Raw genomic sequence first — 25,332 nt, forward strand, 5'->3', positions numbered from 1 at the left:
TTAACACTTATTTAACTTAAAGCCCCCAGTCAGGGTGCCCTGTTACACTAGCCGGGCCGGTTCGCCGGTACACAAACGTCTTCAGGGCGGGGTGCGATTCCCCACCGGCGGTAGGTGCGCAAGCACGAGCCCGCGAGCGCTTCCCGTTCCCCGGGAAGGTCAGCAGATCCGGTCCGATGCCGGAGCCGACGGTATAGTCCGGATGAAAGAAGACGGTGCGGCCGGGCCTTGCGCTCGGCGTGCACCTATATGCCTTGCGGCGTTTTTCGCTCACTTTCCGCGGAGAACGTTCCTTGTTTACTGGAATCATCGAAGGCGTCGGCCGTCTGGCCGCACGCGACACCCTTGGCGGCGATGTCCGCTTTACCTTTGACGTAGGCACCCTGCCGTTCGAGAACGTGCAGATGGGCGAGAGCATCGCCATCAACGGGGTCTGCCTCACCGTCATCGCGCACGACGCTACCCGCTTCCAGGCCGACGCCTCGACCGAGACGCTGGGCCTGACCACGCTGGGCCAGCTGGCCGTCGGCGCCGTCATCAATCTCGAACGCGCGATGCGCCCGACCGATCGCCTCGGCGGTCATCTGGTCAGCGGCCATGTCGATGGCCTCGGCCAGGTACTGTCGGTGCATGACGATGCGCGTGCCCAGCGCTGGCGCTTTGCTGCGCCGGCCGCGCTGCTCCGCTACATCGCCAAGAAGGGCTCGATCTGCGTGGACGGGGTCAGCCTGACCGTCAACGAAGTGGACGAGCAGGGCTTCGAGGTCGCGCTGATCCCGCACACCGTGGCCAACACCGCCTTCGCCGCGACGGCCGTCGGCAGTGCGGTCAATCTCGAGATCGATCTGGTCGCCCGTTACGTCGAACGTTTGTTGGGTGCAGGAGCACGCGCATGAATTTCGCCCCCATCCCCGAGATCCTCGAGGACATCCGCCTCGGCCGCATGGTCGTCATCGTCGATGACGAAGACCGCGAGAACGAAGGCGACCTGATCATGGCCGCCGAGCTGGTCAAGCCCTCGGACATCAACTTCATGGTCACCCATGGCCGGGGCCTGGTGTGCCTGCCGCTGACCCGCGAGCGCGCCGCCGACCTGGGCCTGGCGCCGATGGTCCAGGCCAATACCGCGCAGTTCCAGACCAACTTCACGGTCAGCATCGAGGCCGCCGAAGGGGTCACCACCGGCATCTCGGCCTACGACCGTGCGCACACCATCCGCACCGCGGTGAAGCCGGACGCCAAGCCGGCCGACCTGCACCAGCCGGGCCACATCTTCCCGCTGATCGCCCAGCCGGGCGGCGTGCTGACCCGCGCCGGGCATACCGAGGCCGGCGTCGATCTGGCCCTGCTGGCAGGCCTGGAGCCGGCCGGTGTGCTGGTGGAGATCCTGAACCCGGATGGCAGCATGGCGCGCCGCCCGGAGCTGGAGGTGTTCGCCCGCGAGCACGGCCTGAAGATGGGCTCGATCGCCGACCTGATCGCGTACCGCCTGGCCACCGAGAAGACCGTGGAGCGCGTCGACGAGCGCGGGATCGAGACCGAGTTCGGGCCGTTCACCCTGGTCACCTACCGCGACCGGATCGCCCACGACCTGCACTTCGCGCTGGTCCGCGGCACCCCGGATGCCGAGCCGACCCTGGTCCGCGTGCAGGTCGAAAACCCGCTGGCCGACCTGCTGCACTGGCGCCGCGACGATTTCGGCGTGGCCTCCACCGACGCCCTGCGCGCCATTGCCGCCGCCGAGCGCGGCGTGATGGTGGTGCTGTCCGCGCCGCGCGACACCAACAGCCTGCTGGCCCGCCTGCGCCAGCAGCCGGCGCCGGTCACCCCCGGCAAGGACAAGGACGTGAGCCAGTGGCGCCGCAACGGCGCGGGGGCGCAGATCCTGTCCGACCTGGGCCTGGGCAAGCTGCGCGTGCTGGGCACGCCGCGCCGCCAGATCGGCCTGGCCGGCTACGGCCTGGAAGTGGTCGAGACGGTGGGGAACACGTCACCGCATGCGCGCTGACGCCCCACGATTTGCTTTGCAAACCGCGGGCCCCTCTTACCATCACCCAGACCCCCGCCGCTTCGCGGCAGCCCCCTGACTCAGGGGGCTTTCCCACCCGACCCGTCCCATAACGCTCGGCAAGCCGGCTACACGCGGCCATGCGCTAGAATATTCATCTATTAAATGGACCCCACGCCGAACATGAGCCATTACGAAGGCGACCTCCGTACACCGGAAAAGGCCCGTTTCGCCATCCTCGCCAGCCGCTGGAACGCCCGCATCACCGACGTGCTGGTGGCCGGCGCGCGGCAGAGCCTGGCCGGCAATGGGATCGACGAGTCCGCCATCGACGTGATCCGCGTGCCCGGCGCATGGGAACTGCCGCTGGTGGCCGCGCGTCTGGCGGCGGCCCATCAGCATGCCGCGATCATCACCCTGGGCTGCGTGATCCGGGGCGATACGCGCCATTACGAACACGTGGCCGACCGCTGCGCCGAGGGCCTGATGCGCGTGCAGCTGGACTTCGGCGTGCCGGTGCTCAATGGCGTGCTGGCGGTGGAGCGGGTCGAGGATGCCGAAGCCCGCGCGGGCGGCAGCCACGGCAACAAGGGTGAGGAAGCCGCACTGACGGCGTTGGAAATGGTCAATCTTCTGGAGCAGCTGCCATGAACAAGTCAAACCAGGGCAAGCCTGCTGGAAAGCCCGTCCGCCGCGATGGCGTCGACCCGGTGCTGCGTTCGCGCGCCCGTCGTCGTGCGCTGCAGGCGATCTATGCGTGGCAGATTTCGGGTGGCAACGCGCAGAGCGTGATCGCCCAGTTCGCCCACGAGCAGGCCCGCGAAGTCGCCGATCTGGCCTACTTCGAAGCGCTGGTCCACGGCGTGCTCGACAACCGCAAGGATCTCGACGCGGCGCTGGATCCGTACCTGGACCGTGGCATCGAAGAAGTGGATGCGATCGAGCGCGCCGCGCTGCGCGTGGCCGCCTATGAAATGCGCTTCCGCCTGGACGTGCCGTACCGCGTCGTGATCAATGAAGCGATCGAATCGGCCAAGCGTTTCGGTTCCGAGCACGGCCACACCTACGTCAATGGTGTGCTGGACCGCGCCTCCGTCGAGTGGCGCAAGGTCGAATCGGGTCACTGATCCGCCGCATGTCGCTTGCTGAATTTGCTCTGATCGACCGCATCCGTGCGCGCACCACCGCGCGGGCCGATGTCGTGCTCGGCATCGGCGATGACGCGGCGCTGCTGCAGCCGCGTGCGGGTGAGCAGCTGGTGGTCACCGTCGACACGCTCAACAGCGGCGTGCATTTCCCGGCGGAAACCCCGGCCTACGACGTCGGCTGGAAAACCCTGGCGGTGAACCTGTCCGATCTCGCCGCGATGGGCGCCCGCCCGGCGTGGTGCACGTTGGCGCTGTCCCTGCCGGATGCCGACGCGGACTGGATCGAGGCATTCGCCGATGGCTTCTTCGCGCTCGCCGACGAACACGACATCGTGCTGATCGGGGGCGACACCACGCGGGGGCCGTTGTCGCTGTCGGTCACCGCGATGGGCCAGGTCGCGCCCGGCCAGGCGCTGCGCCGCGATCGTGCGCAGGTGGGGGACGACATCTGGGTCAGCGGCAGCCTGGGCGATGCAGCCGGCGCCCTGCGCCTGTGGCAGCAGAACCGGTTGAAAGTGGCGGTCGCCACCCTGCTCGGCGATGACGAAACCCTGCGCCAGCGCCTGCTGCGCCCGACCCCGCGGGTCACGCTCGGCCTGCGCCTGCGTGCGTACGCGCATGCGGCCGTGGATATTTCCGATGGCCTGCTCGCCGATCTGGGCCACATCGCCGCATGCAGCGAGGTGCGCGCCGAGGTCGATGCCGATGCATTGCCGATCTCACCGGCGCTGCGCGCGCTGCTGGGGCGCGATGGCGCCCGCGACTGCGCGCTGCGCGGTGGCGATGATTACGAACTGTGCTTCACCGTCGCGCCGTCGCAGCGCGAGGGAATCGAGGCCTTGTCGGCGTCATTGGGCCTGCCGCTGACCCGCATCGGGCGGATCGTGGAAGGACAGGGCGTGCACTGCGCCGATGCGGACGCCACCGATGGTGGCTACGAGCATTTCGCCGCACGCCGTTAGGCCGTTAGAACGGCTTACACCGGCGGCAGTACTTTCCCGGGGTTGAGAATCCCCGCCGGATCCAGCGCGGCCTTGATCGCGCGCATCGCCGCCAGCGTGGCCGGGGTGAACGCCTGCGCCATGAAATCGCGTTTGGCCAGGCCGATGCCGTGTTCGCCGGAGAGCGTGCCGCCCAGCGCGAGGGTCAACGCGAACACGCGCGGCAGCGCCGCATGCGCGCGTGCGTTCTCACCGGCATCGTCCGGGTGGTAGAGGATGTTGACGTGCAGGTTGCCGTTGCCGGCATGGCCGAAGGTGACGATCGGCAGATCGAACTCCGCCGACAGCGCCTGCACCCCGGCGACCAGCGCGGGAATGCGCGACACCGGCACCACCACGTCTTCGTTGATCTTGCCAGGGGCGATGCTGCGCAGCGCCGGTGACAGAGCCTTGCGCGCGGCCCACAGGGTTTCGCGCGCGCTGCCTTCCATCGCCACGTCCAGCGCGATCAGGCCGTCGCCTTCGGCGGCCGCGGCCAGGGCCTGCAGCAGGTAGGGCAGGGTGTCGTGGTCGCCGTCGGCCTCCACCAGCAGCATCGCGCCGGCTTCGGGCACCTCGGCCCCGTTGCGTCGCAGCAGCTCAAGGCTGCGCGCATCCATGAATTCCAGGCGGGTGGGCACCACCGGCTGCGCCATCAGGCGCGACACCGCCTGCGCGGCGGCATCCGCATCGCGGTAGAGCACGCGCAGCCCGGCCTGCGTCACTGGCAGCGGGGTCAGCTTCAAGGTGGCTTCCACGATCAACGCCAGCGTGCCTTCGCTGCCGACCAGCAGGTGGGTCAGGTCGTAACCGGTGGCGTCCTTCGTGTACGGGCCGCCGCAGGTGATCAGTTCGCCGGCGCCGGTGACCGCGACCAGGCCGAGCACGTTGTCGCGGCTGGTGCCGTACTTCACCGCGCGCGGTCCCCCCGCATTGCAGGCGAGGTTGCCGCCGATGCTGCAGATCTCCGCACTGGAGGGATCCGGCGGCCAGAACAGGCCGTGCGGCATCAGCGCCTGCTGCAGGTCGCCGTTGAGCACGCCGGGTTCGACGATCGCGCAGCGGTCGCCGGGCTGGATGGCGAGGATGCGGTTCATGCGCACGAACGAGAGCACGATGCTGCCTTCGATCGGCACCGCGGCGCCGGTGGTGCCGGTGCCCGCGCCCCGCGCGACCAGCGCGATGTGGTGCTCGCGGCAGGCGCGGACCAGGGCGACCACCTGCTCGCGATCGCGTGGGAACGCGACGCCGGCCGGACGCGTGTGCCGCCACGAGTTGTCCTGCGCATGTGCCTCGAGTGCGCGGTCATCGGTGCGCCAGCCGTCCTCGCCCAGCAGGGCGTGCAGGGTGGCAGCGAACGCAGCGGGCAGGGCAGGGGTCATCATCAGGTCCGGGAATTGACGGGCGCACGCTGGATCGCCCGCCAGCCGATCACGGCCAGCGCGAGAGGCAGCCAGACCCAGCGCAGTTCGGAAAGGACGGTCGCCATGCCGCGCGCGCTGAAGAACTGCGGCGCGAAGGGCGAGACGCGGATCGGTCGCCACGGGGCGAAGAAGCGTTCGCCACTCCACGGCCACCACAGCGCGACGCCGAGACCGCCGGAGGTCAGCGCATCCAGCAACGGGTGCGACAGCGCGCAGAGGCCGACGAACGCGGCCGCCTGCACCGCCGTGGCGCGCAGGCGGCGGTGCAGCAGCGCGGCGAGCAACGCCATCAGCGCGGCGAACAGCATCGAATGACTGGCGCCCCGATGGCCGAAGCTGTCGGCATAGGGAATGTGCAGCGCGAAGGCGAGTACGTCGGTATCCGGCAGCATGGCCGCGACGACGCCGGCGGCCAGCAATGGCGTGGCGATGCGGCCGCGATCGGTGGCGCACCACAGCGCCAGCGGAATGGCGGCGTGGGTGAAGATGGAGGGCATCAGCAGTCTTCCAGCCGGAACGCGTCGCGCAGCCAGTTCAGCTGCGGCGGATCGCCACTGCCTTCGACCACGTCGAAACGGCAGGGCTGCTCGGCCAGCCACGGATGCGACTGCAGGAACAGCTGCGCGGCCAGCACCAGCTTGCGTCGCTTGCGCCGATCCACCGAGGCCGCGCCGCCACCGAAGCGGTCGTTGGCGCGGTAGCGCACTTCCACGAATACGACGACATCGCCGTCGCGCATGATCAGGTCGATCTCACCGCCGCGATAGCGCGCATTGGTGGTGACCGGGCGCAGCCCGGCATCGCGGAGATGGGCCTGGGCGGCGGCTTCCACCGCCGCGCCACGCACCGCGCGCCCGGTCGGCACGTGCTTCAGTTGCTGGTGGCGATCGGCATCGGCCGGCCGCCGCTGAAGGTCGACCACGCCGGCACCCGCAGCACGTTGCCGTTGCTGTCCAGGAACAGGGTGCCGGTGGCGCCGGCCAGGCCGCCTTCGGTCGCGACCTTGTCCAGGTAGGCGCTGATCTTCCAGGCATCGAAGCCGAACGCGAACAGGCGGCCGGACGCGCCGCGCGCCGAAGGCAGGATCTGGCCGGCGGTGGAGGCGGCCGGCAGGCCGGGCACGCCGCGCACGTTCCAGGCTTCGTTCGGATAGACGATGCCGTCCAGCGCCATGTCCTCCTCGGGCTTGCCGGCACCGATGGTCAGCTGCGAGGTGCCGACGCGGGTCGCGCCACCGATACCGGCCAGCGCCAGTTGCGGGGTCAGCGCACGCGCCTGCGGGGCCTTGACTGCCAGCAGCACGCCATCGATGGCACCAGCACCGCGCACCTGCGCACCGATGTCGCCGACCGTGTCGCTCACGCCGATCGTGGCCACCACCTGGCCACCGCGCTGCGCAAAGCGCTCGCGGAAGGCGGCGGCGGCACGGCGGCCGTTGTCGTCGTTGCTGTGGATCACCAGCACCTTGCTGCGCTCGCGGCCGCGCAGGTACTCGGCGGCGATGATGCCGTCGTCTTCCGGGGCCAGCGAGAAACCAGCGCTGCCGGCCGGTGGGGTGTCCTTGCCGCGGTTCAGGGCGAGCACCGGCACCGGCAGCTCGCGGCGGCCGAACACGGCATCCACTTCGTCGCGGCCAAGCGGGCCGACGATGAAATCGGCACCGGCAGTGACTGCCTTGTCGTAGGCGGCCACGGCACCGGCGGCGGTGCCGGCGGTATCGATGAACTGGATGTCCGGGCGGCGGCGGGTCTCACCGTAGTAGCCACTGAGCAGGCCGTCGCGGACCGGCTGCGCGGCAGTGGCCAGGCGGCCGCTGAGCGGCAGCAGCACGGCCATCTTCACCGGCGGCCGGTAGCCATCGCTCATCGCCGGCGGGCGCTTGCTGGTATCGAACTGCGCGGCGCCTTCGCGATCGAACGGACGCGGCAGCGGCAGGCCACGGGCGATCAGCGCACGGCCGGCGAAGTTGTACAGCGGCTCGTTGGCCGGCAAGGCCGCCGTGCGGGCGCGCAGGGTGGCATCGTCCAGCGTGCCGAGCAGGCCGGCGATGGCGTGCTGGTTGTCGGCGCGCGCCTTGCCGGTCAGTGCGGCGTGGGCACGGGCGCGCTCGAGCGCGGCACCGAGGTTGTCGCCGGTGGCCTGCAATGCGTTGGCGCGGGCCAGCTGCCAGCGCGTACGCAGCGCAGGCGTCACTGCTTCGGACGGTTCTTTCAGCGCGGCCAGCGCCTGTGCCGGCTGTTTGTCGGCCAGGGCCAGTTCGGCGGTGGTCAGCTGGTAACGCTGCAGGCTGGCGCCGCTGAGCTGGCGCGCGGTGACCTGGGCCAGCAGGGTGCGGGCGCGGGCGGCATCGCCGGCTTCGTGCCAGGCGAACGCGGCATCGGCCAGGGCGGCGCTGCGGGCACCGCCGCGCAGGGTGTTGGCCAGCGCTTCCAGCTGGACCGCCGCATCGCGCGGCTTGCCCTGCTCGATCAGCGCCAGGGCCTGGCTCTGGGCCGGTGATTCCGGCGCACTGGTGAAGCTGGTCGTGGCGCAGCCGGCAAGCAGCATCAACGACAACGAAAGGGCGGAGATCCGTACGACGGGCTTGTTCATGATCAGGTCCATTCGATGGGGGCAGCGGCCGTGGCCGGGGAACGGTACGATTCTACCCTTGACCACGGAAGAGCCGCTGATGAGTGCTGTCCCCACGCTGTATGTCGTTGCCACCCCGATCGGCAACCTCGCCGATCTGACCCCGCGCGCACAGGACGTGCTGCGTTCGGTGGCCGCGATCTGCGCCGAGGACACCCGCCGCTCCGGCCAGCTGCTGGCCCACTTCGGCATCCAGCAGCCGCTGGTGGCGCTGCATGACCACAATGAAGAAGCGTTGTCGCAGCGGATCGTGGCGCGCCTGCTGGCCGGCGAGTCGCTGGCGCTGGTCAGTGATGCCGGCACGCCGCTGGTCAGCGATCCGGGCTACCGCCTGGTCCGCGCCGCGCGCGAAGCCGGGATCAGGGTCAGCCCGATTCCCGGTGCCTGTGCCGCGATCGCCGCGCTCAGCGTGGCCGGCCTGCCCAGCGACCGCTTCACCTTCGAAGGCTTCCTGCCGGCCAAGGCCTCCGGCCGCCGCGAGCGCCTGCATGCGCTGGCCGGTGAAACCCGCACCCTGGTGTTCTACGAATCCTCGCACCGGATCACCGAATCGCTGGCGGACATGGTCGCCGCGTTCGGGCCGGAGCGCCCGGCGGTGCTGGCGCGTGAGCTGACCAAGCTGTTCGAGACCGTGCTGGACGGGGACCTGGCCTCGCTGCTGCAGCAGGTCGAGTCGGACGACAACCAGCGCAAGGGCGAGTTCGTGGTGATGGTGCAGGGCGCGGCCGACGACGAGGAGGCCCAGCTGGTCCAGGGCCGGCGCCTGTACGCCAAGCTGAGCGAGCACCTGCCGCCCTCGACCGCGGCCAAGCTGGCGGCGGAGATCACCGGTGCCCCGCGCAAGGCGTTGTACGGCGGGTAACCGCGAGCGACCTTGTTTTGTGGGAGAATGTACGCGGCGGAGTCGGCCAGACAGTCGCGTCATCCCTTGCGGATGCCGAGGAAAGTCCGGGCTCCACAGGGCAAGGTGCCAGGTAACGCCTGGGCGGCGCGAGCCGACGGAAAGTGCAACAGAAAGATACCGCCTACGTTCCCTCCGGGGAGCCGGTAAGGGTGAAATGGTGCGGTAAGAGCGCACCGCGAGTCTGGCAACAGACCGGCACGGCAAACCCCACCTGGAGCAAGACCAAATAGGGACCTAATGGCGTGGCCCGCGTCGGGTCCGGGTAGGTTGCTTGAGCGCTGCGGTGACGCAGCGCCTAGAAGAATGACTGTCCACGACAAAACCCGGCTTATCGGCCGGCTCCGCCCTTTCTTCGCGATGCCGCGAAGAAGCCCCACGGTTTGCGGTGCAAACCGTGGGCCCCGGGCGCCACCAGCGCCCAATTCCCCGCGCCTGACGGCGCGCCCCCTTTACTAAAGGGGTAGCGCTCCTTCGCATGCGCGAAGAAGCCCCACGGTTTGCGGTGCAAACCGCGGGCCCCGGCTTACTGCTCTCCAATTCCCCGCGCCTGACGGCGCGCCCCCTTTACTAAAGGGGGCTGTTGCTCCGCTTGATTGTCCTGGGCTTTGGGTGCCCGCTGATCACGGCGCTGTGCCGACCCCGCTCAGCCGTGCGCTGCCAGCGTTGTCTCACCCACACAGACACCCTCCGCATCGAACCGCCGCTCGGCGATGAAGCCGTGGCCGTCGGCGTCCAGCGCGATGATCGTGCTGGCGCGGGTGCCGTACTCGGGGCTGCGGATGAAGGCGGACGACAACCAGCGTTCGCGCTCCAGGCCGATCCCCGTATCCGGCAGCGCGCGGTCGTCGGCGCGGGTCTCATCGCGCAGGGCGTCCCACAGCGGACTCAGGTCGTCGCTGCCCAGGTCCACCCACGCGCCCAGGGCGGCGTTCAATGTCACAGTTTTCGGCCAAGGCGCGTCCAGCGGGCCGTTGGACATGCCGTGGATGCCCGGGGCCAGCGATTGCCGGTGCAGCGGGTGGTTGCCGAGGAACTGGCAGCTGTCGCGGTCGGCCAGCAGGAGATTGAAGGGAGCGAACTCCACCGCCCGCCGGGCGAGCTGGTCGGCGAACAGGGCGGCGGGCGCGTCGTCGCGCAGGTAGTCGGCCACCAGCGCGCCGCGGGACGGGCCGGTCTGCAGGGCGAGGGGGTCACGCACGTTGGTCACCACCGCCATCCTTCCATCCGCCCCGATCCCGGCCCAGCTTCCGCCCGAGCGCAGGTCGCGACCGGCGGCGACGCCGTCGTCCGGTCGGGCCCAGCGGTGCAGGGCGGCGGTAGGCCGCGTGTGGAATTCATCGCGGTTGCCGGCCATCACCAGCTGCCAGCGGGGGTGCGTTTTCCAGGCAAGGGCGAGCAGACACATGCCTCATAGTGTGGCGGTTCTGCGCAGCGCCGAGGCGATGGCGACCGGGCCCGGACTGAATACGGGTCGATGTTTCACGCGGTCTCCACAGGCCTGAACTTCGGCGAAATCTCAAAAAATGAGACGAAACAGCAACTTGTGGATAAGCCTTGAACAAGTCTCTAAAGATTGCTGCAAGCCCTTGATGTTCAAAGTGATTTCCCCTTCGCAAAGTTGTTGACAACCCAATCGGCACTGCTAAGGTGGGCATCAGAGGGGAAACCGGGTTTTTTGTGGTTTTTCGTGGTTCAATGTTTCACCGGGCGAAGGAAAGGTGAAAACGTCGTGTTTCAAGGCGAGACGGCCATCACTGTTGACGACAAAGGGCGCATGGCGGTTCCGACCGCGCATCGCGACCTTGTCGCGCGTGTGAGCAACAACCGTCTGGTCCTGACCTACAACCCGTTCGAGTCCGGCTGTCTGTGGCTGTACGCCGAACAGGAATGGGAACGCGTCCGTGACGACGTCATGTCCAAGCCCAACACACAGCGCGTCGTGCGTCTGCTGCAACAGAAGCTGGTCGGTTCGGCCGCGCATCTGGAGCTGGACGCCAACGGCCGCATCAGTATTCCTGCCAGCCACCGTGGTGCCGTTGGTATTGAAAAGAAGGCGGTGCTGCTCGGTATGGGCGACAAATTCGAATTGTGGAGCGAGCAGGCTCATCGCGCGTTGATCCAGCAGACGTTGTCTGACGAGGATCTCGGCGATGGGTTGCTCGACCTGAAGTTGTGAGCCGGGGTGCCCGGATGCGCGGAGCAGCGCAGACCGGTCACCTTCCGGTGTCGCAGTCGCCGGCGGGCCACCTGCCGGTCCTGTACACGCAGGTCCTGGATGGCCTGAAGGTGATCGAAAACGGAGTGTATCTCGATGGCACGTTTGGTCGTGGCGGTCACGCCCGCGGCGTGCTCGAGCAACTCGGTCCTGGAGGCCGGCTGCTGGTCATGGACAAGGATCCCGAGGCGATTGCGGTAGCCGAGCGTGATTTCGCGCCGGACCCGCGCGTCTCGATCTTCCGTGGCAGCTTCGCCGACCTGCTGCACTGGGACGCCACCGCCGAGGGCCTGGATGGCGTGCTGTTCGACCTGGGCGTGTCCTCGCCCCAGCTGGATGTCGCCGAGCGCGGTTTCAGCTTCGGCAAGGACGGCCCGCTGGACATGCGCATGGACCCGGACAGCGGCGAAAGCGCGGCGCAGTGGCTCAACCGCGTTGAAGAGCGCGAGCTGATGGACGTGCTGTGGACCTACGGCGAAGAGCGCCAGGGCCGCCGCATCGCCAAGGCCATCGTCGCCCGCCGCGACAAGCAACCCTTCACCCGCACCGCCGAGCTGGCCGAGTTGATCGCCTCGGTGATGCCGCGTGGCAAGGACAAAATCCACCCGGCCACGCGCAGCTTCCAGGCGATCCGCATCCATATCAACCGCGAATTGGCCGACCTTGAGGCGGGCCTGGACGCGGCGATGGCGCGGCTCAAGCCCGGTGGCCGGCTGGCGGTGATCAGCTTCCATTCGCTGGAAGACCGCATCGTCAAACAGTTCATGAACCGCCACGCCAAAGCCCCGCCGAGCAATCGCCGGCTGCCCGAGCTGGCCGCGTTCGTGCCGACCCTGGACCTGCACGGTGGCGCCATCAAGGCCGAAGACGATGAGCTGGCGGTCAATCCGCGCTCGCGCAGCGCCGTGCTGCGCGTCGCCGAGAAGCGCGGGGTGGCCGGATGAGCCGCCTGCTGTTGATCGTGCTGCTGGCCTGCACCATCGCTTCGGCGATCGGCGTGGTGTTCATGCGCCATCGCCACCGCCAGACCTTCGTGGAGTTGTCCCGGGTCGAGCGTGCGCGCGATGAGATCAACATCGAGTTCGGTCGCCTGCAGCTCGAGCAGGCCACCCTGGCCGAGGCGACCCGGGTCGACCGCGTCGCCCGCGAGCGCCTGGGCATGAAGTTCCCCGAAGCGGCCGATGTCGTGGTGATCCGGCCATGAACAAATCCGGCCGCAACCGTGCGCGCAACAGCTTCAACCTCCGCCAGCGCCTGAAGTGGGTGGGGCTGGCGCTCGGCCTGTGTTCGGTCTCGCTGGTCGGCCGTGCCGCCTACGTGCAGATCATCAACAGCGAGTTCTACCAGCGCCAGGGCGAAGCCCGTTATCTGCGCGAACTCCCGATCAACACCTCGCGCGGCATGATCACCGATCGCAACGGCGAGCCGGTGGCGGTGTCCACTCCGGTCGCCTCGATCTGGGTCAACCCGCAGGAACTGCTGCGCTCGCCGGACCGCATCCCCGAGCTGGCCACCGCGCTGGGCATGCCGCTGGATGAGCTGACCTCCAAGCTCTCGCAGAAGGCGGACAAGGAATTCATGTATCTGCGCCGCCGGATCAATCCGGACGACGCGGAAAAAGTGGTCGCGCTGAAGATCCCGGGCGTGGCCTCGCAGCGCGAGTTCCGCCGCTTCTACCCGCAGGGTGAGGCGATGGCGCACGTGCTCGGCTTCACCAACATCGACGACCGCGGCCAGGAAGGGCTGGAGCTGGCCTTCGACGAATGGCTGCGCGGCAAGGCCGGCGCCAAGCGCGTGATCCGCAACCGCAAGGGCGACACGGTGGAGAGCGATCTGCTGCGCGCCGCCGAGCCGGGCAAGGACCTCACCCTCAGCATCGACCGCCGCATCCAGTTCCTGGCCTTCAAGGAGCTGCGCAACGCGCTGATCGAGAACAAGGCCGCGGGTGGCTCGATGGTGATCATGGACGTCGCCACCGGCGAGATCCTGGCCATGGTCAACCTGCCGACCTACAACCCCAATGCCGTGGGTGGCGCGGCACCGGACACCCGCCGCAACCGCGCGGTGACCGACCTGGTCGAGCCGGGTTCGACCATGAAGCCGCTGACCATCGCCTCGGCGCTGCAGTCCGGCGTGGTCACCAAGGACACCACGGTGGACACCAACCCGGGCTACATGGCGCTTGGCCGCTACACCATCAAGGATGTGCCGCGGAACAATGGCGTACTCAACGTCACCGGCGTGATCACCCGCAGCTCGAACATCGGCGCGGCCAAGATCGCGGCCAAGATGCCGGACCAGGTCTTCTACGACCACATCCACAGCTTCGGCTATGGCGTCGCTCCGCACAGCGGCTTCCCCGGCGAATCGGCCGGCGTGCTGCCGCGCCCGGCGCGCTGGAGTGGTCCGTCCAAAACCACCATGTCCTACGGCTACGGCCTGAATGTCAGCCCGCTGCAGATCGCGACCGCCTATTCGGCGCTGGGCAACGGCGGCAAGTTGATCGCGCCGACCTTCGTCAAGGGCCAGCGTAACGAAGGCAAGCAGATCATCGACGAGAACATCGCCAAGGAAGTCGTGGCGATGATGGAGACCGTGGTCACCCAGGGCGGCGCCAAGCAGGCGGCGGTGCTGGGTTACCACGTGGCCGGCAAGACCGGTACCGCGCGCAAGGCCGGGCCGGGCGGGTATGAGCGCGGGCATTACAACGCGCTGTTCGCCGGCGTGGTGCCGGCCACCAATCCGCGCTTCGCCACGGTCATCGTGATCAACGACCCGCAGGGCGGCAAGTACTACGGCGGCCTGGTGTCCGCGCCGGTGTTCCACAACGTCATGGAGGGCGCGCTGCGCCTGATGGACGTGCCGCCGGATGACATCGAGTCGTGGCTGGCCGCGCAGCAGTCCGGAAAGCTGGGGCATACCGCCTCGTCGTTGCCGACGCCGCCACCGGAAACGGTGATCGCGCCCGACGCCGCCGCAGAATTCGATGCCGCGCTGCCCAGCGCGCACGCCACAGTGCCGCCCGCGCAGGGAGGCACGCAATGAGCCAGATGATGTTGCTGTCGCAGTTGCTTCCCGATGTGGCGCTGAGCCACGACCCGACCATCACCGGCCTGGTGCTGGACAGCCGCGCGGTGCGCCCGGGCAATGCCTTCGTGGCGATCGCCGGCTTCGGCGCGCACGGGCTAGGCTTTGTCGACCAGGCCCGCGCCAATGGCGCCGGGGCGATCCTGTTCGAGCCGCCGGCCCCGGCCGAACTGCCGGCGCCGATCGATGCGATTGCCGTGCCGGGACTGCGCCACCGCATGGGGGCGATGGCCGACCAGTTCCACGGCCATCCCTCGCGCGCGATGACGATGGTCGGCGTGACCGGCACCAACGGCAAGACCTCCACCGTGCAGCTGCTGGCCCAGGCCTGGCACCTGCTCGGCACCCGCAGTGGCAGCATCGGCACGCTGGGCGTCGGTCTTTATGGCGATGTCGTGCCGACCGGCTTCACCACGCCGCTGGTGCTGCAGATGCACGAAGTGCTGGCCCAGCTGCGCGACGGCGGCGCCCAGGCCGTGGCGATGGAAGTCAGTTCGCATGCGCTCGACCAGGGCCGCGTGGATGCCGTCCATTACGACGTGGCAGTGTTCACCAATCTCACCCGCGACCATCTCGACTATCACGGCGACATGGCGCAGTACGGCGCGGCGAAGGCCAAGCTGTTCCACCGCGACGGACTCAAGGCCGCCGTGGTCAATCTGGATGACAGCTTCGGCAGCGAACTGCTGCGCACCGTTGGCGACAGCGTGCGCCCGATCGGCGTGAGCTCGCGCGGTGCCGCGCAGGCGACCCTGCGCGCCGATTCGCTCACCCTGGACGGCCGCGGCATCGCCTTCGACCTGCTGGTCGACGGCCAGCGGCATCCGGTGCAGTCGCCGCTGCTGGGTCGTTTCAATGTCGACAACCTGCTGGCGGTCGCCGGTGCGCTGCATGCGCTGGACCACGCCCCGGCCGCGATCGCCGCGCTGCTTTCGCAGCTGCAGCCGATTGCCGGCCGCATGAACCGCCTGGTCGGTGAGGGCGGCCTGCCCACCGTCGTGGTCGATTACGCCCACACCCCGGATGCACTGGAACAGGCCTTGACCAGCGTGCAGGGCCATCTGGCCGGGCGGCTGGTCTGCGTGTTCGGCTGCGGCGGAGAGCGCGATACCGGCAAGCGTCCACAGATGGCCGCCATCGCGGAACGGCATGCCGACGTGGTCATCGTCACCGACGACAACCCGCGCGGCGAAGACGGCGACGTGATCGTGGCCGACATCCTCAAGGGATTTGATGCACCCGCTGCCGTCACCGTGCAGCGCGACCGCGCCGCCGCGATCGCCACCGCGATCGGCCAGGCCGGCGCGGGCGACATCGTGTTGATCGCCGGCAAGGGCCACGAGCCCTACCAGGAGACCCACGGGGTCAAGCACGCCTTCGATGACACCGAAGTGGCCGGCCGTGTGCTGGCCGCACGCGCGGGGGTGCACGAATGAAGCGCACTCCGCTGTCGCTGATCGCCCACTGGGCCGGTGGCGAGATCCATGGCGAAGACACCGCCATCGACGCCATCAGCAATGACACCCGCACGCTCGCCCCGGGCAGCCTGTACGTGGCCCTGCGTGGCGAGCGCTTCGATGGCCATGACTTCGCGGCCGACGCCCTGGCGCGCGGTGCCTCGGCGATGCTGGTCGAGCGCCTGCTGGATGTGGGCCTGCCGCAGATCGTGGTCGCCGACAGCGAGCATGCCCTGGGACGCATTGCCGCCGGCATGCAGCGTGACCGCGACACCGCGGTGTTCGCGATCACTGGCAGCAACGGCAAGACCAGCGTCAAGAGCCTGCTGCTGGCGATCCTGGAACAGGTCGCGCATGACGATCGCAAGGTGGTCTACGCCAACCCGGGCAACCGCAACAACGAGATCGGCCTGCCGCTGGCCGTGCTCGACGCGCCCGAAGACGCCGATTTCGCCGTCTACGAGATGGGCGCCGGCAAGCCGGGCGACATCGCCTACCTGACCGAGATCGTGCGCCCGCACTACGCGCTGGTGAACAACATCGCCCCGGCGCATCTGGAACGCATGGGCAGCCTGCAGGGCGTGGCCACCACCAAGGGCGCGATCTATGCGGCGCTGCCTTCCGATGGCGTGGCCGTGATCAATGCCGATGACGCCTTCGGGATCTGGTTCGAACAGCACATCGTCGGCCAGCCACCGCGCTGCCGCGTGCTGCGTTACGGCCTGGACCACAGCGCCGATGTCAGCGCGCGTGCGATCCGTCCGGCCGCGCAGGGCAGCCAGTTCGTGCTGTCCACGCCGCAGGGCGATGCGGAGATCACGCTGGGCCTGCCGGGCCGGCACAACATCAGCAATGCGCTGGCCGCCGCCTCGCTGGCACTGGCCGCTGGCATCACGCTGGCGCAGATCGCCGCCGGGCTGGCCCGCGCCGAGCCGGTCCCGGGCCGCCAGATCGCGCACCAGCTGCCGAGCGGCGCGGTGCTGGTCGATGACAGTTACAACGCCAACCCGGGCTCGCTGGCGGCCGCCATCGATGCCCTGGCCGGCGCGAAGGAAGAAGGCTGGCTGGTGCTGGGCGACATGCGCGAACTCGGCCCGGACGGCGAGGCGCTGCATGCCCAGGCCGGCCGCCGTGCCCGCGAGGCCGGCCTGAAGCGGCTGTACACGCTCGGCCCGCTGAGCGCCGCCGCGTCGACCGCCTTCGGTGAAGGCGGCCAGCATTTCCAGAGCCACCCGGCCTTGGCCGCCGCGCTCGCCAGCGAACTGCATGCCGGCGTGCGCTGCCTGGTCAAGGGCTCGCGCGGCAGCGCCATGGACACGATCGTCAAAGCGCTGCTCGCGCAAGGAGAGGAAACCCCCAATGTTGCTTGAACTGGCCCGATGGCTGCAGCAGTTGGAGAGCCTGTTCGGGCTGTTCGGCTACCTGACCCTGCGCGGCATCCTCGCGGCGCTGACCGCCCTGTTCCTGTCGCTGTGGCTCGGCCCGGCGATGATCCGCAAGCTCGCCCAGTTCAAGGGTGGTCAGCCGATCCGTACGGATGGTCCGCAGACCCATTTCGCCAAGGCCGGCACGCCGACCATGGGCGGCTCGCTGATCCTGCTGACGATCACGTTGTCGGTGCTGCTGTGGGCCGACCTGCGCAACCGTTACGTCTGGCTGGTGCTCGCCGTGATGCTCTGCTTCGGCGCGATCGGCTGGTACGACGACTGGATCAAGATCGTCCGCCGCGACCCGAACGGCCTGAAGTCGCGCTGGAAGTACCTGCTGCAGTCGATCTTCGGCCTGGCCGCGGGTCTGTTCCTGTTCTACACCGCCGATGTCCCGGCGGCGATGACGTTCTACATCCCGATGTTCAAGTCGATCGCGCTGCCGCTGGCCGGCATCAGCTTCGTGGCCATCGCGTATTTCTGGATCGTCGGCTTCTCCAACGCGGTCAATCTGACCGACGGCCTGGACGGGCTGGCGATCATGCCGACCGTGCTGGTCGCGTGCGCACTGGGCGTGTTCGCCTATGCCTCGGGCAACGTGGTGTTCTCCAGCTACCTGCAGATTCCGCAGATCCCGGGTGCCGGTGAGCTGGTCATCATCTGCGCGGCGATCGCCGGCGCCGGCCTGGGCTTCCTGTGGTTCAACACCTATCCGGCCATGGTCTTCATGGGCGACATCGGCGCGCTGGCGCTGGGTGCGGTGCTGGGCACGATCGCGGTGATCACCCGCCAGGAACTGGTGCTGGTGGTGATGGGCGGCGTGTTCGTGATCGAGACCCTGTCGGTGATGATCCAGGTCGCCTCGTTCAAGCTGACCGGCAAGCGCGTGTTCCGCATGGCGCCGATCCACCACCACTTCGAACTGAAGGGCTGGCCGGAGCCGCGCGTGATCGTGCGTTTCTGGATCATCTCGGTCGTGCTGGTCCTGATCGGCCTGGCCACGTTGAAGGTCCGCTGATGAACGACCTGTCGCGCCAAGCCACCCGCCTGGAAGCCATCGGAGGCCACTTCGACAAGTGGCTGCTGGGCGCGATCATCACGCTCACCGGGCTGGGCGTGGTGATGGTCGCGTCGAGCTCGATCGCGCTGATGAGCAGTCCGTTCTACTACCTCAACCGCCACCTGATCTTCCTGGCGGTGGGTATCGGCCTGGCGATCATCGCCATGCGCACCGAGCTCAAGAGCATCGAGCAGTACAACCAGATCCTGCTGCTGGGCTGCTTCGCGCTGCTGGTGGTGGTGTTCATCCCCGGCTTGGGCAGCAGCGTCAACGGTGCCCGCCGCTGGATCAACCTGGGCATCTCCAAGTTCCAGACCGTCGAAGCGGTCAAGGTGCTCTACATCGTGTGGCTGTCCAGCTATCTCGTCCGCTTCCGCGACGAGGTCAATGCCACCTGGCCGGCGATGCTCAAGCCGCTCGGCGTGGCCGGCGCGCTGGTCGTGCTGCTGCTGCTGCAGCCGGACTTCGGTTCTTCCACCCTGCTGCTGGCGATCACCGCCGGCATGCTGGTGCTGGGCGGGGTCAACATGCCGCGCATGTCCATGCCGGTGATCATCGGCATGGTCGGCATGAGCGCGCTGGCGATCATCGAACCGTACCGCATGCGCCGCATCACCTCCTTCCTGGACCCGTGGGCTGATCAGCAGGGTGACGGCTACCAGCTGTCCAATGCGCTGATGGCCGTGGGCCGTGGCGAGTGGACCGGCGTGGGCCTGGGCAACTCGGTGCAGAAGCTCTATTACCTGCCCGAAGCGCATACCGACTTCATCTTCTCGGTCACCGCCGAGGAGCTGGGTTTCCTTGGCACCTGCCTGATCATTTCGCTGTATGCGCTGCTGGTCGGCCGCACCTTCTGGCTGGGCATGCGCTGCGTGGAAATGAAGCGCCACTTCTCCGGCTACATCGCCTTCGGCATCGGCCTGTGGATCAGCATGCAGAGCTTCGTTTCGATCGGGGTCAACCTCGGCATCCTGCCGACCAAGGGCCTGACCCTGCCGCTGATCTCCTCCGGCGGCTCGAGCGTGCTGATGACCTGCGTGGCGATGGGCCTGTTGCTGCGCGTGTCCTATGAACTGGACCGCGCCGAGCGCCGCCAGGCCGTGCGCATGGGCGCCGACCAGGATGGCCCGCTGCAGGGAGATATGCCCAAGGCCGACAGCGCGAGCGCGGTCGCCGCGGCGATGCAGGACAGCGCCGCACGCGACGCGGCACCGCGTGACAGTGCACCCCGTGGCACCAGCCGCATGCAGCAGCGCATCGAACCGACGCTCGGGAGGATGGGATGAGCACGCCTCGCCTCGATCCCTCCCAGCGCCCGGTCATGATCATGGCCGGCGGCACCGGTGGGCACATCTTCCCCGGCCTGGCCGTGGCCAAGGTGTTGCGCGAACGCGGCGTGCCGGTCACCTGGCTGGGTGCCGATGGCGCGATGGAAACGCGCCTGGTGCCGCAGCAGGGCATCCACATCGATACGCTGGCCATCGGCGGCCTGCGCGGCAAGGGCAGGCTGGCCCTGCTCGGCGCGCCGCTGCGCCTGCTGCGTGCGATCCGCGCGGCCGGGTTCGTCATCCGTGATCGCCAGCCGCGTGCGGTGATCGCGTTCGGTGGCTACGCCTCCGGCCCCGGCGGCATCGCCGCGCGCCTGCATGGCCTGCCGCTGCTGGTGCATGAACAGAACCGCGCCCCGGGCTTGACCAACCGCGTGCTGTCGCGCGTCGCGCGTCGCGTGTTGGCCGGCTTCCCGGGCAGCTTCGCGCAGCGGGAGGAGGCGGTCGGCAATCCGGTCCGCGCCGAGATCGCCGCGATCACCCCGCCCGAGCTGCGCCTGGCCAACCGGCAGGGCCCGTTGCGCCTGCTGGTGCTCGGTGGCAGCCAGGGGGCACGCGTGCTCAACAACGCGGTGCCCAAGGCACTGGCCACGCTGGGCACCGGCATGCCGGTGCAGGTACGCCACCAGAGCGGCGAGAAGCTGCATGCCGAAGCGCTGCAGGCGTATGCCGATGCCGGCGTGCAGGCCAGCGTGGAACCGTTCATTGCCGATATGGCCGAGGCATTCGCCTGGGCCGATCTGGTCGTGTGCCGCTCCGGCGCCTCCACCCTGGCCGAGCTGTGCGCGGTTGGCGTGGGCAGCGTGCTGGTGCCGTTCGCGGCGGCCGTCGACGATCACCAGACCCGCAATGCGGAGTATCTGGTCGAGCGCGGCGCTGCCGTGTTGCTGAAGCAGGATGAAACGCTGGCGACACAGCTGGAAGGTGTGTTGCGCGAATTGTCCGAACATTCCGCCCGACGCATGCAGATGGCCAACGCCGCGCGTGCCCTGGCCAAGGTCGATGCCGCTGAACGCATCGCCGACATCATTCTCGAGGAATCCAAATGAACACCGCTACGCGCGCCAGCTTGGCGCGAGGCCGCGCATGATCCGCCGCCTCCACGACACCAACGACCTGGTACGCGCGTTCCCGCGCGTGCACTTCGTCGGCATCGGCGGCACCGGCATGAGCGGCATCGCTGAAGTGATGCTGACGCTGGGCTATGAAGTGTCCGGTTCGGACAACGCCGACAACGCCGCGACCCGCCGCCTGGCCGGCCTGGGCGCGCGCGTGATGCGCGGCCACTCGGCGGCCAACGTGCTCGGCACCGACTGCGTGGTCGTCTCCAGCGCGATCCGCGATGACAATCCGGAACTGATGGAAGCGCGCAGCCAGCGCATTCCGATCATGCCGCGCGCGGCGATGCTGGCCGAACTGATGCGCTTCCGCCGCGGCATCGCGGTGGCCGGTACGCATGGCAAGACCACCACCACCAGCCTCACCGCCGCGGTGTTGAGCGAAGGCGGGCTGGACCCGACCTTCGTGATCGGCGGCCAGCTGCTCGCCGCCGGTGCCAACGCCAAGCTCGGCGGTGGCCAGTGGCTGGTGGCGGAAGCCGACGAAAGCGATGGCAGCTTCCTGCGCCTGAACCCGCTGGTGTCGGTGATCACCAACATCGATTCGGACCACCTGGAAAACTACGGCAACGATTTCGCCCGGGTCCAGGCTGCGTTCGCGGAATTCCTGCAGCGCCTGCCGTTCTACGGGCTGGCGGTGCTGTGCATCGACGATCCGGAAGTGGCCGCATTGGCCGCGCAGACGCCGCGCCATGTCATGAGCTATGGCATGAGCAGCAACGCCGATGTGCGTGCCGAAGACGTGGTCCAGGACGGCCCGCGCATGCATTTCACCCTGCGCCTGCCGGAAGGCAGCAGCCACCCGGTGACGCTGGCCCTGCCGGGCGCGCACAACGTGCTCAATGCCCTGGCCGCCGCGGCCGTGGGCTGGCAGCTCGGCGTGGCGCCGGAAGCGATCGCGCGTGCGCTGGAGAGCTTCGCCGGCATCGGCCGCCGCTTCAATGACCTCGGCATCGTCACCACGCACACCGGCGCCAAGGTCCGCGTGATCGACGACTACGGCCACCACCCGCGTGAGCTGGCCGCCGTGTTCGCCGCCGCCCGGGGTGGCTGGCCGAGCCAGCGCCTGGTGGTCGCGTTCCAGCCGCACCGTTACAGCCGTACCCGCGATCAGTTCGATGCCTTCGCCGCGGTGCTGTCCGAAGTGGACGCGCTGGTGCTGAGCGAGGTCTACCCGGCCGGCGAAGCGCCGATCCCCGGCGCCGATTCGCGTTCGCTGGCCCGCGCGATCCGCGCGCGCGGCCGCAGCGAGCCGGTCGTGGTCGGCAATGCCGCCGAACTGGCGCACGTGCTGCCCGACGTGCTGCAGGACGGTGACCTGCTGCTGATGATGGGTGCAGGTGACATCGGCTACATCGCCCAGCAGATCGCCGGTGAAGGCTTCCAGGAGACTCCGGCCGCATGAACACGCTGACCTTCCCGCCGCTGCGCATCACCGACCCGGCCCTGTTCGGCCGCGTCGCCGTTCTGCTGGGCGGTACCTCCAGCGAGCGCAACGTCTCGCTGGATTCCGGCCGCAACGTGATCGAAGCGCTGCGCGCGCGCGGCGTCGATGCGATCGCGGTCGACGGCATCCCGGCCCTGGCGCTCGCGCTGGTCGAGAAGCGCTTCGACCGCGTGTTCAACATCCTCCATGGCCACAACGGCGGTGGCGAGGACGGCATCGTGCAGGGCTTGATGGAAGCCTTCGGCGTGCCGTACACCGGCTCGGACGTGCTCGGTTCGGCGCTGAGCATGGACAAGATCCGCACCAAGCAGGTGTGGTTGTCGCATGGCCTGCCGACCCCGCGCTTCATCGCGCTGGACCAGGCCGCCGATGTCCACGCCGCCGCCGCCGAACTCGGCCTGCCGGTGGTGGTGAAGCCGGCCAACGAAGGGTCCAGCGTCGGCATCAGCCGGGTCACCGAAGACGCCGGGCTGGATGAGGCGGTCGCGCTGGCCGTGCGTTACGACGGCCAGCTGCTGATGGAGCAGATGGTGGTCGGCGACGAGCTGACCGTGGCGATCCTGGGCGACCAGGCGCTGCCGTCGATCCGCATCGTGCCCAAGGGCCAGTGGTACGACTACAACGCCAAGTACATCGCCGAGGACACCCAGTACCTGTGCCCGGGCCTGGACGGCGAAGACGAAATCGAGATCCGCCGCCTCGCACTGGCCGCGTTCCGCGCCGCCGGCTGCCGTGGCTGGGGCCGGGTGGACGTGATGCGCGACCGCGGCACGGGCCGCTTCTACCTGCTGGAAGTGAACACCGCGCCGGGCATGACCAGCCATTCGCTGGTGCCCAAGTCGGCGAGCCAGGCCGGGATCGGCTTTGAAGAGCTGGTCTGGCGCGTGCTCGAGCAGACCCTGCCGGGTCACGCAGCGCAGGAGAACAGCCACGCATGAACGCGGTGCTGCGCATCTTCGTCTGGTTGCTGGCCCTGTCGGTCGTGGCACTGCCCGTGGTGGCGGTGCTCAACGGCTGGGTCGGTGCCGAGCGGTGGCCGTTGGCCAAGCTGCGCGTGCACGGTGAGTTCAAGCGGGTGCCGGCCGAGCAGCTGCAGCAGGTCGTGCTGCCGTATGCGAAGTCCGGTTTCTTCGCGGTCAAGCTGCAGGATGCGCAGGACGCGATCGAAACCCTGCCGTGGGTCGAAAGCGCGCAGGTCCGCAAGCAGTGGCCCGACGTGCTGGAAATCACCCTGGTCGAGCACAAGCCGTTCGCGCGCTGGGGCAATGACCGCCTGCTCTCCGAGCAGGGCAAGCTGTTCGCCACGCCGAAGAAGCTGCAGGACCTGGAGCTGCCCGACCTCGATGGTCCGGACAGCCAGACCGAAGAAGTGGTGGCGCTCTACAACGACGCGCGCGCGCTGTTCGCGCCGGCCGGGGTGGACGTCAAGCGGGTCACCATGGACGCACGCGGCAGCTGGTCGCTGGTGTTGAGCAACGGCACCGAAGTGGTCGTCGGCCGCGACGATGCCCGTTCGCGCCTGCAGCGCTTCGTGCGCGTGCTGCCGCAGCTGGCCAACCAGGCGGCGCCGATCGAGCGCGCCGACCTCCGATACACCAATGGTTTCACGCTGAGCTGGGGTACCCCGGCTCCGGCCGCACCGGCCGCGCCGGCCAATGTGGCGCACAGGACGCAGGACAGGACATGAATCGCAAGGGTGACAAATCACTGATCGTCGGTCTGGATATCGGCACCTCCAAGGTGGTGGCGCTGGTCGGCGAGTATTCGCCGGGCAATCCGATCGAGGTCATCGGCATCGGCTCGCACGAATCGCGCGGTCTCAAGCGCGGCGTGGTGGTCGATATCGAATCGACCGTGCAGTCCATCCAGCGTGCGGTCGAAGAAGCCGAGCTGATGGCCGGATGCGAGATCCGCTCGGTGTATGCCTCGATCTCCGGCAACCACGTGCAGTGCAAGAACTCGCCCGGCATCGTGCCGATCCGCGACGGCGAAGTGACCTGGGGCGACCTGGATCGCGTGCTGGACGCGGCCAAGGCGGTGGCGATCCCGGCCGACCAGAAAATCCTGCATGCGATCCCGCGTGAATACGTGCTGGACGATTCGCAGGAAGGCATCCGCAATCCGGTCGGCATGACCGGCGTGCGCCTGGAAGTTCACGCCCACCTGGTGGTGTGCGCACAGTCGGCCGCGGCCAACATCTCCAAGTGCGTGCAGCGCTGCGGCCTGCAGGTCGATGACCTGGTGCTGTCCTCGCTGGCCTCCAGCGTGGCCGTGCTGACCGCCGACGAGCGCGAGCTCGGCGTGGTGCTGGTCGACATGGGCGCCGGCACCACCGACCTGGCCGTGTTCGTGCAGGGCGCGATCTGCCACACCGCGTCGTTGCCGATCGCCGGCGACCACGTCACCAACGACATCGCGCACATGCTGCGCACACCCACCCCGGAAGCCGAGCAGATCAAGGTGCGCTATGCCTGCGCCCTGGCCCAGCTGGCCACCGCCGAGGAAAGCATCCAGGTGCCCAGCGTCGGCGATCGTCCGCCGCGCCGGATGCCGCGCCACGCACTCGCCCAGGCGGTGCAGGGCCGTTATGAGGAAATCTTCGAGATGGTGCAGGCCGAACTGCGTCGCTCCGGCTTCGAGGAACTGGTGCGTGCCGGCATGGTGCTCACCGGTGGCGCCTCGAAGATGGAAGGCGTGGTCGAACTGGCCGAGGAAATGCTGCAGATGCCGGTGCGCGTGGGCATCCCGCAGCACGTCACCGGGCTGGGCGAAGTGGTCGGCAACCCGGTGCACGCCACCGGCGTCGGCCTGCTGCTGATGGGCAGCCAGATCGAACACCCGCGTCGCCCGTCGCTGCCCACCGGCCGCGCCGGCAGCATGTTCAAGAAACTCAAAACCTGGTTCCGCGGCGAATTCTGATCGCGGTCGCAACACGCAGTACACATGCAATAAGCGATAAGCAGTCCCCGAAAAATCCACGTAGTCCACGCACCACCGGCACCAACCCGCAACACGATGCAGCACCACCGGCCCCCGGGTCGTTCATTGAAGCAGGCAACACTGCCGCGGTTGGCTCTATCCAGCCCGGCATACCAACT

The 25,332-nt window shown here is 68.6% G+C and carries 24 protein-coding genes, 1 other RNA gene and 1 riboswitch; of the genes, 20 read left to right on the forward strand and 5 right to left on the reverse strand.

The window, feature by feature from the left end; genetic code table 11:
* Nucleotides 1-73 precede the first annotated feature (73 nt).
* Nucleotides 74-218: riboswitch (FMN riboswitch) on the forward strand.
* A gap of 75 nt (nucleotides 219-293) precedes the next feature.
* The 5 genes from ABE473_RS11350 (at nucleotide 294) to thiL (ending at nucleotide 4,118) form a co-directional block, all read left to right on the forward strand.
* Nucleotides 294-896 (forward strand): riboflavin synthase, encoded by a 603-nt coding sequence (locus tag ABE473_RS11350; protein ID WP_176990414.1) that lies wholly within the window; start codon nucleotides 294-296, stop codon nucleotides 894-896.
* The gene (gene ribB, locus ABE473_RS11355) at nucleotides 893-2,008 is read left to right on the forward strand and encodes a 3,4-dihydroxy-2-butanone-4-phosphate synthase (RefSeq protein ID WP_346489543.1); all 1,116 of its coding nucleotides are present in this window, start codon (nucleotides 893-895) and stop codon (nucleotides 2,006-2,008) included. Before ABE473_RS11350 ends, ribB begins: the two co-directional genes overlap by 4 nt.
* 183 nt (nucleotides 2,009-2,191) lie before the next feature.
* Nucleotides 2,192-2,659, forward strand: a complete 468-nt coding sequence (ribH, locus tag ABE473_RS11360) for a 6,7-dimethyl-8-ribityllumazine synthase (RefSeq protein WP_019182514.1) — start codon at nucleotides 2,192-2,194, stop codon at nucleotides 2,657-2,659.
* Nucleotides 2,656-3,135: a transcription antitermination factor NusB gene (nusB, locus tag ABE473_RS11365; protein WP_176990411.1), complete on the forward strand. Its 480-nt coding sequence runs from the start codon at nucleotides 2,656-2,658 to the stop codon at nucleotides 3,133-3,135. Before ribH ends, nusB begins: the two co-directional genes overlap by 4 nt.
* A gap of 8 nt (nucleotides 3,136-3,143) precedes the next feature.
* Nucleotides 3,144-4,118, forward strand: coding sequence for a thiamine-phosphate kinase (gene thiL, locus ABE473_RS11370; protein WP_346489544.1), 975 nt, complete (start codon nucleotides 3,144-3,146; stop codon nucleotides 4,116-4,118).
* Nucleotides 4,119-4,132: 14 nt separating this feature from the next.
* Here thiL and ABE473_RS11375 read toward each other — a convergent pair whose 3' ends face one another.
* From ABE473_RS11375 to ABE473_RS11390, 4 genes are read right to left on the reverse strand one after another with little or no spacing between them, the layout of a single operon-like run.
* Nucleotides 4,133-5,518, reverse strand: coding sequence for an FAD-linked oxidase C-terminal domain-containing protein (locus ABE473_RS11375; protein ID WP_346489545.1), 1,386 nt, complete (start codon nucleotides 5,516-5,518; stop codon nucleotides 4,133-4,135).
* Between the two features lie 2 nt (nucleotides 5,519-5,520).
* Nucleotides 5,521-6,057 (reverse strand): metal-dependent hydrolase, encoded by a 537-nt coding sequence (locus ABE473_RS11380; protein WP_346489546.1) that lies wholly within the window; start codon nucleotides 6,055-6,057, stop codon nucleotides 5,521-5,523.
* Nucleotides 6,057-6,425: a YraN family protein gene (locus ABE473_RS11385; RefSeq protein ID WP_176990454.1), complete on the reverse strand. Its 369-nt coding sequence runs from the start codon at nucleotides 6,423-6,425 to the stop codon at nucleotides 6,057-6,059. Before ABE473_RS11385 ends, ABE473_RS11380 begins: the two co-directional genes overlap by 1 nt.
* Nucleotides 6,426-6,430: 5 nt before the next feature.
* Nucleotides 6,431-8,152 (reverse strand): penicillin-binding protein activator, encoded by a 1,722-nt coding sequence (locus ABE473_RS11390; RefSeq protein WP_346489547.1) that lies wholly within the window; start codon nucleotides 8,150-8,152, stop codon nucleotides 6,431-6,433.
* A 79-nt stretch (nucleotides 8,153-8,231) separates the two neighbouring features.
* On the opposite strand from ABE473_RS11390, the gene rsmI reads away from it, so the two are divergent.
* Both rsmI and rnpB read left to right on the forward strand, forming a co-directional pair.
* Entirely contained in the window at nucleotides 8,232-9,053 is an 822-nt protein-coding gene (gene rsmI, locus ABE473_RS11395; RefSeq protein ID WP_346489548.1) for a 16S rRNA (cytidine(1402)-2'-O)-methyltransferase, read from the forward strand.
* A 38-nt stretch (nucleotides 9,054-9,091) separates the two neighbouring features.
* An RNA gene (gene rnpB / locus ABE473_RS11400) (RNase P RNA component class A) lies at nucleotides 9,092-9,442 on the forward strand.
* A 296-nt stretch (nucleotides 9,443-9,738) separates the two neighbouring features.
* On the opposite strand, the gene ABE473_RS11405 is transcribed toward rnpB, so the two are convergent.
* A complete protein-coding gene (locus ABE473_RS11405; RefSeq protein WP_346489549.1) occupies nucleotides 9,739-10,500 on the reverse strand; it encodes an NRDE family protein in 762 nt (253 codons plus the stop codon).
* A 324-nt stretch (nucleotides 10,501-10,824) separates the two neighbouring features.
* Here ABE473_RS11405 and mraZ point away from each other — a divergent pair, with 324 nt between their 5' ends.
* From mraZ to ftsA, 13 genes are read left to right on the forward strand one after another with little or no spacing between them, the layout of a single operon-like run.
* The gene (gene mraZ, locus ABE473_RS11410; protein WP_176990404.1) at nucleotides 10,825-11,271 is read left to right on the forward strand and encodes a division/cell wall cluster transcriptional repressor MraZ; all 447 of its coding nucleotides are present in this window, start codon (nucleotides 10,825-10,827) and stop codon (nucleotides 11,269-11,271) included.
* A gap of 14 nt (nucleotides 11,272-11,285) precedes the next feature.
* A complete protein-coding gene (rsmH, locus tag ABE473_RS11415) occupies nucleotides 11,286-12,254 on the forward strand; it encodes a 16S rRNA (cytosine(1402)-N(4))-methyltransferase RsmH (RefSeq protein ID WP_346489550.1) in 969 nt (322 codons plus the stop codon).
* Nucleotides 12,251-12,514, forward strand: coding sequence for a cell division protein FtsL (gene ftsL, locus ABE473_RS11420; RefSeq protein ID WP_123728341.1), 264 nt, complete (start codon nucleotides 12,251-12,253; stop codon nucleotides 12,512-12,514). Before rsmH ends, ftsL begins: the two co-directional genes overlap by 4 nt.
* A complete protein-coding gene (locus ABE473_RS11425; protein ID WP_346489551.1) occupies nucleotides 12,511-14,355 on the forward strand; it encodes a penicillin-binding transpeptidase domain-containing protein in 1,845 nt (614 codons plus the stop codon). The genes ftsL and ABE473_RS11425 overlap by 4 nt, the downstream gene beginning before the upstream one ends.
* The gene (locus ABE473_RS11430; RefSeq protein WP_346489552.1) at nucleotides 14,352-15,833 is read left to right on the forward strand and encodes a UDP-N-acetylmuramoyl-L-alanyl-D-glutamate--2,6-diaminopimelate ligase; all 1,482 of its coding nucleotides are present in this window, start codon (nucleotides 14,352-14,354) and stop codon (nucleotides 15,831-15,833) included. Before ABE473_RS11425 ends, ABE473_RS11430 begins: the two co-directional genes overlap by 4 nt.
* Nucleotides 15,830-17,224, forward strand: a complete 1,395-nt coding sequence (murF, locus tag ABE473_RS11435; RefSeq protein ID WP_346489553.1) for a UDP-N-acetylmuramoyl-tripeptide--D-alanyl-D-alanine ligase — start codon at nucleotides 15,830-15,832, stop codon at nucleotides 17,222-17,224. Before ABE473_RS11430 ends, murF begins: the two co-directional genes overlap by 4 nt.
* Entirely contained in the window at nucleotides 17,214-18,299 is a 1,086-nt protein-coding gene (mraY, locus tag ABE473_RS11440) for a phospho-N-acetylmuramoyl-pentapeptide-transferase (RefSeq protein WP_088433957.1), read from the forward strand. The genes murF and mraY overlap by 11 nt, the downstream gene beginning before the upstream one ends.
* Entirely contained in the window at nucleotides 18,299-19,627 is a 1,329-nt protein-coding gene (gene ftsW, locus ABE473_RS11445) for a putative lipid II flippase FtsW (RefSeq protein WP_346489554.1), read from the forward strand. Before mraY ends, ftsW begins: the two co-directional genes overlap by 1 nt.
* On the forward strand, nucleotides 19,624-20,718 hold the full coding sequence (murG, locus tag ABE473_RS11450) for an undecaprenyldiphospho-muramoylpentapeptide beta-N-acetylglucosaminyltransferase (protein ID WP_346489555.1): 1,095 nt from the start codon (nucleotides 19,624-19,626) through the stop codon (nucleotides 20,716-20,718). The genes ftsW and murG overlap by 4 nt, the downstream gene beginning before the upstream one ends.
* A 37-nt stretch (nucleotides 20,719-20,755) precedes the next feature.
* Nucleotides 20,756-22,192 carry a UDP-N-acetylmuramate--L-alanine ligase gene (gene murC, locus ABE473_RS11455; protein WP_176990397.1) on the forward strand — a complete coding sequence of 479 codons (1,437 nt, stop codon included), beginning with the start codon at nucleotides 20,756-20,758 and terminating at the stop codon, nucleotides 22,190-22,192.
* Entirely contained in the window at nucleotides 22,189-23,172 is a 984-nt protein-coding gene (locus tag ABE473_RS11460; protein WP_346489556.1) for a D-alanine--D-alanine ligase, read from the forward strand. Before murC ends, ABE473_RS11460 begins: the two co-directional genes overlap by 4 nt.
* Nucleotides 23,169-23,921: a cell division protein FtsQ/DivIB gene (locus ABE473_RS11465; RefSeq protein ID WP_293984920.1), complete on the forward strand. Its 753-nt coding sequence runs from the start codon at nucleotides 23,169-23,171 to the stop codon at nucleotides 23,919-23,921. The genes ABE473_RS11460 and ABE473_RS11465 overlap by 4 nt, the downstream gene beginning before the upstream one ends.
* Entirely contained in the window at nucleotides 23,918-25,153 is a 1,236-nt protein-coding gene (gene ftsA, locus ABE473_RS11470) for a cell division protein FtsA (RefSeq protein WP_017355446.1), read from the forward strand. Before ABE473_RS11465 ends, ftsA begins: the two co-directional genes overlap by 4 nt.
* Nucleotides 25,154-25,332 lie beyond the last annotated feature (179 nt).

Source organism: Stenotrophomonas sp. TWI700, from assembly GCF_039673645.1.
Lineage (GTDB): Bacteria > Pseudomonadota > Gammaproteobacteria > Xanthomonadales > Xanthomonadaceae > Stenotrophomonas > Stenotrophomonas maltophilia_AA.

Excerpts from the sequence above, each read along its gene's own strand:
- ribB (WP_346489543.1), top strand. The coding sequence starts at position 893 with ATGAATTTCGCCCCCATCCCCGAGATCCTCGAGGACATCCGCCTCGGC.
- ribH (WP_019182514.1), top strand. The coding sequence starts at position 2,192 with ATGAGCCATTACGAAGGCGACCTCCGTACACCGGAAAAGGCCCGTTTC.
- nusB (WP_176990411.1), top strand. The coding sequence starts at position 2,656 with ATGAACAAGTCAAACCAGGGCAAGCCTGCTGGAAAGCCCGTCCGCCGC.
- thiL (WP_346489544.1), top strand. The coding sequence starts at position 3,144 with ATGTCGCTTGCTGAATTTGCTCTGATCGACCGCATCCGTGCGCGCACC.
- ABE473_RS11375 (WP_346489545.1), bottom strand. The coding sequence starts at position 5,518 with ATGACCCCTGCCCTGCCCGCTGCGTTCGCTGCCACCCTGCACGCCCTG.
- ABE473_RS11380 (WP_346489546.1), bottom strand. The coding sequence starts at position 6,057 with ATGCCCTCCATCTTCACCCACGCCGCCATTCCGCTGGCGCTGTGGTGC.
- ABE473_RS11390 (WP_346489547.1), bottom strand. The coding sequence starts at position 8,152 with ATGAACAAGCCCGTCGTACGGATCTCCGCCCTTTCGTTGTCGTTGATG.
- rsmI (WP_346489548.1), top strand. The coding sequence starts at position 8,232 with ATGAGTGCTGTCCCCACGCTGTATGTCGTTGCCACCCCGATCGGCAAC.
- ABE473_RS11405 (WP_346489549.1), bottom strand. The coding sequence starts at position 10,500 with ATGTGTCTGCTCGCCCTTGCCTGGAAAACGCACCCCCGCTGGCAGCTG.
- rsmH (WP_346489550.1), top strand. The coding sequence starts at position 11,286 with ATGCGCGGAGCAGCGCAGACCGGTCACCTTCCGGTGTCGCAGTCGCCG.
- ftsL (WP_123728341.1), top strand. The coding sequence starts at position 12,251 with ATGAGCCGCCTGCTGTTGATCGTGCTGCTGGCCTGCACCATCGCTTCG.
- ABE473_RS11425 (WP_346489551.1), top strand. The coding sequence starts at position 12,511 with ATGAACAAATCCGGCCGCAACCGTGCGCGCAACAGCTTCAACCTCCGC.
- ABE473_RS11430 (WP_346489552.1), top strand. The coding sequence starts at position 14,352 with ATGAGCCAGATGATGTTGCTGTCGCAGTTGCTTCCCGATGTGGCGCTG.
- murF (WP_346489553.1), top strand. The coding sequence starts at position 15,830 with ATGAAGCGCACTCCGCTGTCGCTGATCGCCCACTGGGCCGGTGGCGAG.
- mraY (WP_088433957.1), top strand. The coding sequence starts at position 17,214 with ATGTTGCTTGAACTGGCCCGATGGCTGCAGCAGTTGGAGAGCCTGTTC.
- ftsW (WP_346489554.1), top strand. The coding sequence starts at position 18,299 with ATGAACGACCTGTCGCGCCAAGCCACCCGCCTGGAAGCCATCGGAGGC.
- murG (WP_346489555.1), top strand. The coding sequence starts at position 19,624 with ATGAGCACGCCTCGCCTCGATCCCTCCCAGCGCCCGGTCATGATCATG.
- murC (WP_176990397.1), top strand. The coding sequence starts at position 20,756 with ATGATCCGCCGCCTCCACGACACCAACGACCTGGTACGCGCGTTCCCG.
- ABE473_RS11460 (WP_346489556.1), top strand. The coding sequence starts at position 22,189 with ATGAACACGCTGACCTTCCCGCCGCTGCGCATCACCGACCCGGCCCTG.
- ABE473_RS11465 (WP_293984920.1), top strand. The coding sequence starts at position 23,169 with ATGAACGCGGTGCTGCGCATCTTCGTCTGGTTGCTGGCCCTGTCGGTC.
- ftsA (WP_017355446.1), top strand. The coding sequence starts at position 23,918 with ATGAATCGCAAGGGTGACAAATCACTGATCGTCGGTCTGGATATCGGC.